Here is a 12,798-nt window from a genome sequence, read left to right as displayed (position 1 = left end):
GAGCGGGCCTTCAGTTGCAAACCTCGACGGCATTCTGGCCGGCGACGCCGGCGCCGGCGCCACCGGTTCCCGGCCCAGCAGTCGGGGTCACCAATCTGCATCCTGACCGAACCGGACGACAGCCGGCCGAGTTGCAAATGACTTGGCCCGACGAACGGGCCTGCTGACCCGCCGGTGAAGCTTCCTTCTGTTGACGATCGGAATCGCGCCTCTGCACGTCGTCCCGTCTCGCAACCGGCTTCTTCTCGGGCGTCTTGTCGCATTCATTGTCGTCGTTGACGCGATAACCAGCGCGGCAGGTGATCTTTGCGCAGGCATCGCCATCAGCCCTGAAGCCGTGCTCGCAAACCAGCGGACAAACACGTCCGGGCTTGGCCTTCAGCGCGTCGAGCACGTCTACATTCGCAAGCTTCGCGTCGAATTTGGTGCCGGCGTATTTGTTGAACAGCGTCAACGAGCGTTGCGCCGTCTCGCCCCAATTGGCGTTCGCCTCAGCCTTCATGCAGCCGACGCGCCGCAGTTCGAGCTGGACCGATCTTGAGAGATCAACGGACGGCGGAGTGCTTGGCGGCGGGGAGAGCGCCGCAACCTTCTTGCTCTCGGCATCGATGGCCTGCTTCTCCGCAGCCTGCTTTGCCGCAGCCTCAGCTGCCGCCTTCTCGATCGCCTGCTTCTCCGCAAGCGTTTTGGCTGCCGCCGCCTCGGCTGCCTTGCGCTCGCGCTCGGCGGCCTCAGCCTTCGCCTGCTCGGCCTGCTTATGCCTCTCCGCAGCGATCCTCGCATCTTCGGCGACCTTGGCAGCGGCGGCAGCCTTTTCGAGCTCCGCCTTCTGGGCACGGTCAGCGGCGAGCTTCACCTTCTCCTGCTCGGCCAGCCGCGCCTTTTCCGTCGCCTGTGCACGATCTTCCTCAGCCGCAATCTTCTTCAACTGCACGCGCGCAAGGTTGGCATAGAAGCCGTCTGGGTAGGTTTGCAGGAACGCTTCCCAGGCCTCGCGCAGGCCCGCCTGAAGCGCAAGCTCATAGTCCCTGCGCACGCTGTCCTGTGGATTGGCCTGCGGCCCCGCGACGGCGGCCGGCTTCGCCTGCACCAGCGGCACGTCGTCGCCGCCGAGCGAACCATAGACATAGGGCTCCTGCCTGTTGCCGGTGTTCTTCAGGACATCGTCACGCACGAAGCCGAACGCCTTGCGCAGATCAAGGCCGGGCTTGGGCAGGTGCTCGACCAGCGCCCTGGCGAACGGACTGTTGCGGGAATCGCCGTCGGACGCGGTCGATCCCGCCTTGGCCGCGAACGCGATCATGGTGTTCGGGCTGGTCGGCTCGACCTTGGCAAGCCCTCGCCCGATCGCGCGCGAGGCCACCATGCGCTTCATCGTCTTGGCGAAGGGATTGTCGCGGCAGGCGTCGAGGATGACGAGGCGCAGCCGCTTGGCCGGCTCGACGGCGAAGAGCGCACGGTCGAGCGCAACCGCCTCGTCGAGAACGTCGCCGTCGGTCTCCAGCATCGCATCGGTCGGGATGAGGTAGTTGTTGCCGTCGAGCTCGATGCCGTGGCCGGCGTAATAGATCACCGCCATGTCGGCGTCACGGACCCTGCCTGCAAAGTCACGCAGTGTCCGCCGCATCTCGGAGGCGTTCAGGTCTGTTTTGACGTCGACCGCATCGAAGCCGGACTTTTTGAACATGTCACCGACAAGGGTGGCATCGTTCACGGGATTGGTGAGCCGCAGCGTGTTCTTGTAGGCGGAATTGCCGATGACGAGCGCGACCCGCTTCTCGGCCTGCGCGGACGAGCAGGTGACGAGAGATGCAAAGATCAATGCGGAGAAAGAGCGAACGATATTCACGTAAATAACCCGCGGACCTTAATGAACTGCCTGGAACGTGTCGATCGGGAAAGGCTAATTGCACACCTCGTAGGATCCCCCGGTAGCGGTATTCGAGCTGACCCGACCAGGGATGACTCCGCTCACGAGCCGACATCCTTTCTGCACCGGGCGGCAGCCTGTCGAGCTGCAAATGATCTGACCGCTCGCCTCGGGCTTGGGAGGAGAGGACTCCGTCGCCCTCCGCTCCGCGTCGCGCCTTGACGAGTTCTCCCGCGTCGCAACAGGCTTCTTCTCCGGGATCTTCTCGCACTCATTGTCGTCACCGACGCGATAGCCGGCACGGCAGGTGATCTTGACGCATTGATCACCGTCGGCCTTGAAGCCGAAATTGCACACCAGCGGGCAGACCCGTCCGGGCTTCGCCTTCAACGCATCGAGCGCGTCGACGCTGGCGAGCTTCACGTCGAACTGGGTGCCGGCATATTTGTTGAACAGCGTCAGCGAGCGCTGCGCGGCCGAATTCCAGTCGCCCTCGGCGGCCGCGGACAGGCAGCCGACACGGCGCAATTCGCTCTGCACGGATTTGGCCAGATCAGCCGCCGTGAGTGTCGATACCGTGGGCGGCGAAAGGGCTGCAACTTTTTGCTCGGCCTCGGGAATCTGCCGATCGGCCGTCGGCTTTGCGGCCGGGTCTGCCGATGCCTTCTCCGCGGCGTGCTTCGCGGCAAGCTCGGCCCTGGCCTTCTCCGCCGCCTGTTTCTCGGCTTGCACTTTCGCAGCCGCAGCCTCGGCCAACTTGCGCTGGTGCTCGGCCGCCTCGGCCTTCGCCTGCTCGAGCTGTTTCTGCTTTTCCGCCGCGATCCGCGCTTCTTCGGCAGCCTTGGCGGCAGCTGCCGCCTTCTCCTGCTCGGCCTTCTGTGCGCGCTCGGAGATGAGTCTCGCCTTTTCCTGCTCGGCTGCCCTAGCTTTCTGTTCGGCCGCAGCGCGCGTCTCTTCGGCGCCGATCTTGTTCAGCTGACCCTTGGCGAGGTTGGCGTAGAAACCGTCGGGATACGCCGCCAGAAACGCTTCCCAGCCATCGCGTGTCGCCAGCTGAAGCGCGAGCTCATAGTCCCTGCGCACGGCCTCCTGCGGGTTGGCCTGAGGACCGGTCGCAGCCGGCTTGACCGCAACCAGGGGCACGTCGTCGCCGCCAAGCGAGCCGTACACATAGGGCTCCTGCTTGTAGCCTGTGCTCTTGAGCACATCGTCGCGCACGAAGCCGAAGGCCTTGCGCAAATCAAGGCCCGGCTTCGGCAGATGCTCGACCAGTGCGGCGGCGAACGGGCTGTTTCTGGAATCGCCGTCGGATGCGGTCGATCCCGCCTTTGCCGCGAAAGCAATCATGGTGTTGGGGCTGGTCGGCTCGACCTTGGCGAGGCCCCGTCCGATCGCGCGCGAAGCCAACGTGCGCTTCATCGTCTTCGCGAACGGGTTGTCGCGGCAAGCATCCAGGATGATGAGGCGCAGTTGCTTGGCCGGCTCGACCGCGAACAGCGCGCGCTCCACTGGAATCGTCTCGTCGAGAACGTCGCCGTCGGTCTCCAGCGTCGCGTCGGTCGGAATCAGATAGTTGGTTCCGTCGAGCTCGATGCCGTGGCCGGCATAGTAGATCACCGCCATCTCCGCATCGCGCGTCCTGCCGGCGAACTCACGCAACATGCGCCGCATCTCGCTGGCGCTGAGATCAAGCCTGACATCGACGGAATCGAAGCCGGCCTTCTTGAACATGCCGCCGACCAGAGTGGCATCGTTCGCAGGGTTACCGAGCTTGGGAGCGCTTTTGTAAGCTGAATTGCCAATAACGAGCGCCACCCGGCGGTCGGCATGCGCCGATCCGCAGGCAAGTCCCATCGCCAATATTAACAATGCAAATAACCGAAACGGAATCACTTGCGTCCCCCCGGATGCAATTCCACGAGACTATTCGGTAGCGTCGCAGATTGCTAATTCTTCCTATGTGACACCTGTCACATAGGGCTCCTCGGACGGGGGTAAGGATAATCGGCGAAGCGTGCCCTGCTGTCGAGGTATGCAGAAATCGCGCTACATCTGCACCACCTCGTGCCGCATCACGAACGGTGCAAGCAATGCGTGCACCTCGCTCGCGACCTGCTCGCGCTGGTCGCCCGGCAGACCGGCAAGCGTCACAGTCGCGATTGATCCATGACTGCCATGGGCCCCGACTTTGACCTTGCAATCGATGCCGCGCTCGACCAGCGGCGCCAGCACCTTGGTGAACACGCGCTCGGCCGCGTCCCGGCGCAGCTGCGGCTTGAACACCTTGCCGACGCCGGTTACCGGCATCGGATCGATCGGAATGACCTGCACCGGAACGGCGGCGCGCTCCGGCGTGCGCTCGCGCACCCACGTCTCCAATTCTCCCGGCTCGACCTTGGCGCCCGGTTTCAGCTGCACGTATCCGACCGGCAACTCGCCGGCATAGGCGTCGGGCTGGCCGACTACGGCGGCGAAGCCAACCGCGGGATGGCGAAACATGATCTCTTCGATCGGCGCTGGATCGATGTTGTGGCCGCCGCGGATCACGAGGTCCTTGGCGCGACCGGTGATCCAGAGATAGCCGTCGGCATCGAGCCGGCCGAGATCGCCGGAATTGACCCAGACCTCGTCGACGAAGGCGCTCTTGTTGTGCTCGTCGTTGAGATAGCCGCCGAACACGCCGGGCCCGGCCATGATGACAACACCGATTTCATCCGGCTTGCAGTCGCGGATCAGGCGGCCGTCGGCGTCGAGCTGTACGATGCGCACGCGCGAATAAGGCATAGGCAGGCCGACCGACCCGAGCCGGATCGGCCGTGACGGATAGGCGAGCGTGTGCACGCTCGAGGTCTCGGTCATGCCGTAGACCTCGATCACGGGCAGCTTCAGCTTGTCCTGGATCGCCGAGCCCACGGCGACGGGGATGGCCGAGCCGCCGCCGGCGGCGTATTTCAGGCTGGAGATATCAGCGTTGCCAGGCGGCACCGCGAGCGTCGCGGCGAGCACCGTCGGCACGCTCGACAGCGCCTCCGGCTTGAAGCGTTCGACCAGTCCCCAGATATTCTTCACCGCATTCGGATTACGCCAGCCACTCGGCGACAGCACGACCAGCGAGCCGCCGGCCGACAGCGTCAGCAGCACCTGTGTCAGCGAGCCCCCGACGTGAAACAGCGGCATGCCGAACAGCAGATTGCCGCCCGGTCTGGCCTTCAGCAGCAGGTTGAGCGCCCAGGCCTGATAGACTTGATTGGTATGGGTGTGCCGCACCAGTTTTGGCGTGCCGGTGGTGCCGCCGGTGTGGAAATAGGCGGCGATGTCGGCACCCGAAATCTTGCGCCCGCTGACGAGCCGGTCGGACGGCTGCTGCTTGATCAGGTCGCTGAAGGCAAAGATGCCCTTGGCGGGATCGCCGCCGCCGAACACCTGCACGATCGCCTTGAGATGTTTGAGCTGCGGGCGGATCTGCTCGACCTTCTGCCAGATGTCCGTTCCCGGCATTGGCCCGAGCGCCACCAGGATCTTGGTGTTCGCCGCCTGCAGGATTTCCGCGATCTGGTGCGGTTCCAGCAGCGGATTGACGGGATTGGCGATGCCCGCGGCCTCGGCGCCGAACAGCGTCACGAACGAATCCGGCACCAGCGGCAGCATGAAGCTGATGACGTCGCCCTTCTCCGCACCGAGCGCGTGGAACATGTTGGCGGCCTGCGTGACGCGCGCGATGAAATCGCGGTAGGTGACCACCAACGGCGTGTCGGCGGGATCAGCGTTTTGCAGGAACTGGATCGCCGCGCCGTCGGGATTGCGCGCGGCACCTAAGGTGATGGCGTCATAGGTGCTGTCGGCCGCGATGCGGTCGGCGTAGGGGACCTGCTCAAAGGCCCGTACCTCCGCGTCCGTCGCCAGGTCCGGATAGTCGTTGCCGATAAACCGATCGAGCGCGTGGATACCCGCCATGAATTCCGTCCTCCCCCAGATGCACGTCCCCGCCCCTGTCTTTGACATTTTTGCTGCGGCGAGGCCTCGGCCGATGGTTGGCCGAGCCGACAGAATGATGGATGATTTGGCGTTCGTCCATTGCCGAGACCTGCGACGCTTGAACCTCAGGGGCCGATTCCGGGACCAAGAACTGGCGCCGGAATTCGCTCGCCAGCGCCCTGCCGCAAGACTTGAGGTCATCATGACGACGCCCGCGCGGAACCGCGTCAACCGGCTGATCGCTGCGTTCACCATCGCATCCACGATGGCCATGCCCTCCGCAACATTCGCCGCGGACACCCAGCTCGACAAGATGCGCGCGAAGGTCGCGGACTTCATCGCCGGCAAGATGGAGAAGCTGGGCGGCTCGCGCATCATCTACAAGGTGGACAGCGACGCCTTGCGGGAGGTGGTCGTCGCGGATCTGCGCGACGAGGTGTACAAGACCCTGCGCGAGGGCCGGATCGCCTTCTCCGGCCTTGCCGTCCGTGACGGCGGCGTCGAATCGAAGATTGCGGACGCCAAGGGTCGCGACCTGCTCACGCGCAAGCTCGCCTCGGCGGCAGAGGGATTGCACACCAACGCGCTCACTGTGACCGACGCAGGAGACGGGCTGATCAGGCTCGCGCCGACGGATGCCGCATTGGCCGCGCGGCTGCGCGATCTCGTCGAAGATTCCATCGCGATGATCGAACAGCGCCTTAAGGATGCCGGCATCACACTCGCCAGCGTCCAGCCTGAGGGATCGCACCGCATCCGCATCTTCCTGCCGGGCGCGATGGAGCCCGAGCGCATCACCGCGATCTTCGCCAGGAACGTCAAGGTCAGCTTCCGCCTGATCGATGTCACGATGTCGGCGGAGCAGGCGCAATCCGGCGCGCCGCCCACGGGCACGGAAGTCCTGCTCGGCTTCAAGGACAAGCTTGCTTATCTCGTCGCCAAGGACAGCGCGCTCGAAGGCGACGACATCAGCTATGCAGGCCCGGGCTTTGCGAGCGGGACGAGGGAGCCGATCGCCTCGTTCCGCTTCAACGGGCGCGGCACGCGGCGCTTCGCCCACATCACCGCAGAGAACGTCGGAAAGCCGTTCGCCATCGTGCTGGACGACAAGGTGATCTCCGCCCCCGTGATCCGCGAGCCTATCACCGGCGGCTCGGGCCAGATCTCCGGCAATTTCACCCTGGAGGAAGCGAGCAGCGTCGCCATGATGCTGCGCGCCGGCTCGCTGCCCGGACGTCTTCGCCTCGTCGAGCAGCAGGTCGTGCAACCCGCCAAGCCGTAAGGCAACAATCGTCCGCGCCCCCGCCCCTTGGGGCATCCGGCCCCCTCACCAGCGCCGAGACCCCTCCGAATCACGGTCGCGCGGAAGCCAGAGGCACAACCAACGGGCAATTGCCGAAATGCCCGATCAGGCTAAAATTTGCCTCTTGCGGCATGACGGCAGAAGGCTTCATTTCAGGCGGCCGTCATTCGATTTCGGCTATATGTGTCGAGCATACCGACCAGGACTGAAGGCCTTACGCGGGGTTAGTACCATGCCGTCCGGCAGCGCAGACATTTCCTCGATCCTCGACCGCATTCTCGATGCGGCGACGGATAATCTCAGGATCGCGAAGATCCTGATCCAGATGGGCCTCGATCCCAACAACGTCACCTATGACGCGATCTTCAACCGGCTGCTGGAGATCTTTGTCCATAACATCACGTTCGCCAATCTGTTCGCCGCGGTCGGCGCCGGCTTCTTCGTCGCCACCCTCTTGATGCGAACGATGGTACCCTTGCGCGTCGCCAACATGATCGGCTGCGCGTTCTTCGCCGTGTTCGGCGCGCTTACTGCCAACGCCGCGACGTTCCTGCTCTATCTCCTGCTGCTTCCGATCAACGCCCTGCGTCTGCGGCAGATGCTCAAGCTGGTCAAGAAGGCACGCCACGCCGCCGAAGGCGACATGTCGATCGAATGGCTCAAGCCATTCATGACCGAGCGCAAATACCGCCGGGGCGACACGTTGTTCAAGCTGGGCGATCCCGCCAATGAGATGCTGCTCACAGTCACCGGCAAGTTCCTGGTCAAGGAGATCAACGTCGAGATCGGGCCCGGAGCGCTGATGGGCGAGCTCGGCTTCCTCACGCCGGACAATCGCCGCACCGGAACGATCGAATGCATCGAGGACGGCCATGTGCTGACGATTACCTATGACCGGCTGCTCGAGATCTACTTCCAGGATCCGCAGTTCGGCTATTACTTCCTGGTGCTGACCAGCCAGCGCCTGCTGCAAAATATCGACCGCCTGCAGAAGCAGCTGGCGACGGCGCGGTCGGCCACCACGAACCGCATCGCGTGACCGCAGCTCAGCTCAGCAGCAGCGCCATGCCCGGATCGCCCTTCTCCATCGCGCGCCGGTAGGCCGGACGGTCCCCGATGCGGCCGAGATATCTGAGCACGTTCGGACAGCGCTGGAGATCATAGGGCTGGAAGTAGCGCATGGTGGTGAGCGAGAACACCGTCATGATGTCGGCGGTGGTGAAGGCGCTGCCCGCCAGATATTCGGCCTCGCGAAGCCTGGCGTCGAGAAGGTCGTAGGCGCGATCGAGGCGCCCCTTCATTGCGCGCAGCGTCGGGTTGTCCTTGGCGAGATCGAGCCGGCTCAGGATCATCATCCGCCCCATGCCGGGTTGCAAGGTGCCGTTGGCGAAATGAAGCCAATACAGAAATTGCGTGAAGGCTGGGTCATCGGGGCCGAGCACGAGTCGACCGCTCCCGTGTGTTGCAACGATGTAGTCGACGACGGCGCCGGATTCCGCGAGCGCCAGCTCGCCGTCGGTGATGACCGGTGCCGTGCCGGCCGGATGCAGCGCCTTGTACTCGGCCGGCGCCAGCATGGTCGCGGCATCACGCGTGTAGCGCTTCAGCTCGTATGGGATTCCCAGCTCCTCGCACAGCCAGACGATGCGCTCGGACTGAGACTTGCCGAGATGATGCACGGTGAGCATGGGGCCTCCTGCGAACTCGAATGGCAGTGCTGTGACGCCGCATCATAGCTCGTGATTGCTGGCTTCCCGGAATTTTGCGGATATGTCGGGGCACATTCAAGCCTTCCAAATCGCCCCAAGCGTCCCCTGCCGCAAAATGGCCCTAAAAACCGAATGGTAACCATGGCGGCCTAGGGTAAATTCTGTGACCGATACTCCGACCATCCTGGTGTTCGATTCCGGCCTTGGCGGGCTCACGGTGCTCCGCGAGGTCGTTGCTGCGCGGCCGGACGCTCACTTTGTCTACGTCGCTGACGACGCCTTCTTCCCTTATGGCCACCACGGCGAGAACGAGATCATCGCCCGCGTGGTGCCGCTGATGGGGGAGTTCATCGGCACGCATGATCCCGACCTTATCGTCATCGCCTGCAACACGGCGTCCACCCTGGTCCTGTCGCACCTGCGCGCCGCTTATTCCGTGCCCTTTGTCGGCACGGTGCCGGCGATCAAGCCGGCCTGCGCTCAGTCGAGGACCCGCCGCGTCTCTGTGCTCGGCACCAAGGGCACGGTGAAGCGCGAATACACCAAGGCTCTGATCCGCGACTTCGCGCAAGGATGCGAGGTGACGCTGGTCGGCTCGCCCGAGCTCGCCTCGCTGGCTGAAGCCGAGCTCAGTGGCGCTCCGGTTAGCGACGAGGCCATCCTTGCCGAGCTCGCTCCCTGCTTCGTCGGCGATGCCGAGGACGGCGGCGCACGCACCGACACCGTGGTGCTCGCCTGCACCCATTATCCGCTGCTGCTCGACCGCCTGACGCGGCTGGCCCCCTGGCCTGTCGACTGGATCGATCCGGCGCCGGCGATCGCCCGCCGCGTCTCGGATCTGCTCGGCCCGCCTAGCTGCGACATCGCGCAGTCGGGCGCCGAGATGATCTTCACCTCGAACCGCGTGCACGGGCTTTCGACCGTCCTGACGCCGTTCTTCGGCGGTCGCGCCGTGGCCTGACTTTGCGCGGCAACGGCGCGCTGCTAGGTTTTGCCGTCGTCACCTAGCCGCAGGCCTTTATCATGTTGGTCCCGACCACGCCGCTCAACCGCCTCCGTCAGCTGTGGCGCGAGGGCCGTCCCGCCTTCGGCGCCATTGCGACCATCCCGAGCGTGCAGACCGTGCAGATCATGGCGCGCTCGCTGGACTGGATCATCGTCGATCTCGAGCACGGGCCGATCGGGCTGACCGAAGCGCATGCGATGATCGCGGCGACGACGGGCACGCCGTGCACGCCCCTGGTCCGGATCGCGGCGAACGAGCCATGGCTTGCGAAGGCGCCGATGGACATCGGCGCCTTCGGCATCAACTTTCCGATGATCACCAACCGCGCCGATGCCCAGAAGGCGGTGCGCAGCGTGCGCTACCCGCCGCGCGGCGATCGCCTCTGGGGACCGTTCCACGCGCCATTCCGCTGGGGCCAGTCGATGCCGGACTACATGGCATCAGCCGATGACGAGATGATCTGCATGATCACCATCGAGCATGTCGATGCCGTCAACCGCATCGACGAAATCATGGCAACGCCCGGCATCGACGTCGCGGTGATCGGCCCCGGCGATCTCGCGACCTCAATCAACAAGCGCGGCCAGATGGACGACCCGGAGTTGCTGGAGCTGGTCGCCCGCGCCGAGGCCGGCATCCTCAGAAGCGGCGTGCCGATCGGCGGCGTGGCCCGCACCGCCGACCAGGCCAATGCCCTCGTCGACCGCGGCTACCGCGCGATCGCGCTCGGCTTCGACTGGTCGCTGTTCCAGCGCGGCATCATGGCGGCGTTCGAGGGGATCAGGCGCTGAACCAGACGATTATACCACCTTGCCGGGAGCAGCCGCGCTGCTAGGGTCGTTCCAGGGAGGAAAAACCATGCTCAAAAAGACTTTGCTCGCCCTGTCCTTTGCCGGGCTTGCCTTTGCGGCCTTCGCTCAGCAGCCCGGCATCAAGCGCACCCCGCTTCAGAAGGTCGAGTTCCCGGACGGCTACAACACCATCATCGCAATCGCGGAAGTCCCGGCGGGCGGCGCGGCCGGACGCCATACCCATCCCGGAATTGAGACGGGCTACGTCCTGGAAGGCGAGCTCAACCTCCTCGTCGACGGGCAGCCGGACAAGACCCTGAAAGCCGGTGATTCCTACCAGATCCCCGCAGGCGTCGTGCATGACGCCAAGGCTCATGGTGATAAGGCCATGAAAGTGCTGGGAGTTTACGTCGTCGACAAGACCAAGCCGCTGGCCTCGCCGGCGCCCTGATGCGGCGAACCGACCGGCCCCAAGCGGGTTGGTTCATGCTAGAGCAGGCAGCGAGTGGGAAGCCCGCTCGCTGCACATATTTTAATCTTTGATCCGGAACCGGAGACCCATGCGCGGGACGCCCAAGACCATCTCGCTGCGGCGCCGTTTGATTTGCGACCTCATGCATGCCTCGATGGGCGTGCCGTTCGTTTCGCTATCCCGTTCGCTCAACATCCGCACTGTGCTGGAGGCCCGTGCCGGCGCAACCGCGCCTTCCGGCTGGGCCGCAATGTTCGTCAAAGCCTTTGCCCTGGTGGCCAGGGACGAGCCGATCCTGCGCACCGTCTACGCCAAATGGCCTTGGCCGACCCTCTATGAGCTGCCCAAGAGCGTGGCGCTGGTGGCCATCGCCCGGGTCGACGATGGAGAGGAATGCGTGATCCCGCAGCGAATCGCGGCCCCTGAAATCATGGCGCTGGCAGCGATCGACGCCGAGATCCGGCGCGCCAAGACGGCGCCGCCCGAGGACATCCCCATGTTCCGCAAGATCATGCGGGCGACACGCCTCCCGTTACCGCTGCGGCGCCTGTCCTGGGCAATCGGCCTGAATTTCGGCCGGCAGCGCGGCAATTGGTTCGGCAGCTTTGCGGTAAGCTCGGTGGCCGCCTATGGCGGCGGCGAGCTCCACCCCATCACGCCAGGCCCCTTTGTCGTCAGCTATGGGACGATCGAGGCGGACCAGACCATTCATGTCGTGGTCCGCTGGGATCACCGGGTGACCGATGCCGCGCCGATCGCCCGGGTCCTGACCCGGCTGGAACAGGTCCTGAACACTGAAATCGCTGCCGAATTGCGGGCGGCCGGGTCGAAGCCCATCCGGGCGGTGGGGACTTGATTCCGGGCCATTCGCATTGACAGCGAGCCCCAAACTCCCCTAAAAGCCCCCTGCTCGCGGGCCGATTTCGGCCCGCGAAGCGTTTCGCGACCCGTGGTCCTGCCCCCTACGCTTTGGGGATCGGACCTGTCGGTGCCGGGCTTTGGCCTGTCACACAGGAGGGCGCGTTTCCTCAAACCGTGAACCCAAGAGGACGCGATGACTAAGCGCAGTGAAGCCAAGTACAAGCTCGACCGCCGTATGGGCCAGAACATCTGGGGCCGCCCGAAGAGCCCCGTCAACCGCCGCGAGTACGGCCCCGGCCAGCACGGCCAGCGCCGCAAGGGCAAGCTCTCCGACTTCGGCGTGCAGCTGCGCGCCAAGCAGAAGCTGAAAGGCTACTACGCCAACATCAGCGAGCGTCAGTTCCACGGCGTCTATGTCGAGGCGAGCCGCCTCAAGGGCGACACCGGCGAGAACCTGATCGGCCTGCTGGAGCGCCGTCTCGACATGGTGGTCTACCGCGCCAAGTTCGTCTCGACGATCTTCGCCGCGCGCCAGTTCGTCAATCACGGCCACGTCAAGGTGAACGGCCGCAAGGTCAACATCTCGAGCTACCAGGTCAAGCTTGGCGACGTGATCGAGGTCAAGGAAGCCTCCAAGCAGCTCGCCCACGTCCTCGAAGCCAGCCAGCTCCCCGAGCGTGACACCCCCGACTACATCGAAGTCGACCACGGCAAGATGACTGCGAAATACATTCGGATCCCCCACCTCTCCGACGTGCCGTTCCCGGTGCAGATGGAGCCGCATCTGGTGGTCGAATTCTATTCGCGCTAA

The 12,798-nt window shown here is 64.6% G+C and carries 11 protein-coding genes; 7 read left to right on the top strand and 4 right to left on the bottom strand.

The annotated features are described in order from the left end of the window. Nucleotides 1–10: 10 nt before the first annotated feature. From IVB28_RS10620 to IVB28_RS10610, 3 genes are all read right to left on the bottom strand, one after another. On the bottom strand, nucleotides 11–1,843 hold the full coding sequence (locus IVB28_RS10620; protein WP_247528505.1) for a caspase family protein: 1,833 nt from the start codon (nucleotides 1,841–1,843) through the stop codon (nucleotides 11–13). 60 nt (nucleotides 1,844–1,903) lie between these two features. Then, nucleotides 1,904–3,724: a caspase family protein gene (locus IVB28_RS10615; protein ID WP_247526013.1), complete on the bottom strand. Its 1,821-nt coding sequence runs from the start codon at nucleotides 3,722–3,724 to the stop codon at nucleotides 1,904–1,906. A gap of 192 nt (nucleotides 3,725–3,916) precedes the next feature. Further along, complete coding sequence (locus IVB28_RS10610; RefSeq protein WP_247526012.1) at nucleotides 3,917–5,824, bottom strand: acyl-CoA synthetase; 1,908 nt, start codon at nucleotides 5,822–5,824, stop codon at nucleotides 3,917–3,919. Between the two features lie 223 nt (nucleotides 5,825–6,047). Between IVB28_RS10610 and IVB28_RS10605 the strand changes: the two genes are divergently transcribed. Further along, complete coding sequence (locus IVB28_RS10605; RefSeq protein WP_247526011.1) at nucleotides 6,048–7,127, top strand: preprotein translocase subunit SecD; 1,080 nt, start codon at nucleotides 6,048–6,050, stop codon at nucleotides 7,125–7,127. 253 nt (nucleotides 7,128–7,380) lie between these two features. Continuing rightward, nucleotides 7,381–8,187 (top strand): cyclic nucleotide-binding domain-containing protein, encoded by an 807-nt coding sequence (locus IVB28_RS10600; RefSeq protein WP_247526010.1) that lies wholly within the window; start codon nucleotides 7,381–7,383, stop codon nucleotides 8,185–8,187. 7 nt (nucleotides 8,188–8,194) lie between these two features. Here the strand turns inward: IVB28_RS10600 and IVB28_RS10595 are convergent, their stop codons facing one another. Further along, nucleotides 8,195–8,836 carry a glutathione S-transferase family protein gene (locus IVB28_RS10595; protein WP_247526009.1) on the bottom strand — a complete coding sequence of 214 codons (642 nt, stop codon included), beginning with the start codon at nucleotides 8,834–8,836 and terminating at the stop codon, nucleotides 8,195–8,197. Between the two features lie 184 nt (nucleotides 8,837–9,020). Here IVB28_RS10595 and murI point away from each other — a divergent pair, with 184 nt between their 5' ends. The 5 genes from murI (at nucleotide 9,021) to rpsD (ending at nucleotide 12,798) form a co-directional block, all read left to right on the top strand. Continuing rightward, nucleotides 9,021–9,818, top strand: coding sequence for a glutamate racemase (gene murI, locus IVB28_RS10590; RefSeq protein WP_247526008.1), 798 nt, complete (start codon nucleotides 9,021–9,023; stop codon nucleotides 9,816–9,818). 62 nt (nucleotides 9,819–9,880) lie between these two features. Continuing rightward, nucleotides 9,881–10,654 (top strand): aldolase/citrate lyase family protein, encoded by a 774-nt coding sequence (locus IVB28_RS10585; RefSeq protein WP_247526007.1) that lies wholly within the window; start codon nucleotides 9,881–9,883, stop codon nucleotides 10,652–10,654. Nucleotides 10,655–10,721: 67 nt separating this feature from the next. Beyond that, a complete protein-coding gene (locus IVB28_RS10580) occupies nucleotides 10,722–11,105 on the top strand; it encodes a cupin domain-containing protein (RefSeq protein WP_247526006.1) in 384 nt (127 codons plus the stop codon). 109 nt (nucleotides 11,106–11,214) lie between these two features. Further along, nucleotides 11,215–11,982: an acyltransferase gene (locus IVB28_RS10575; protein WP_247526005.1), complete on the top strand. Its 768-nt coding sequence runs from the start codon at nucleotides 11,215–11,217 to the stop codon at nucleotides 11,980–11,982. Nucleotides 11,983–12,180: 198 nt separating this feature from the next. Continuing rightward, nucleotides 12,181–12,798: a 30S ribosomal protein S4 gene (gene rpsD, locus IVB28_RS10570; RefSeq protein WP_247497774.1), complete on the top strand. Its 618-nt coding sequence runs from the start codon at nucleotides 12,181–12,183 to the stop codon at nucleotides 12,796–12,798.

The sequence above is a fragment of the Bradyrhizobium sp. 199 genome (genome assembly GCF_023073355.1).
Taxonomy (GTDB): Bacteria; Pseudomonadota; Alphaproteobacteria; order Rhizobiales; family Xanthobacteraceae; genus Bradyrhizobium.
This window is presented reverse-complemented; position numbering and strand designations above follow the sequence as displayed.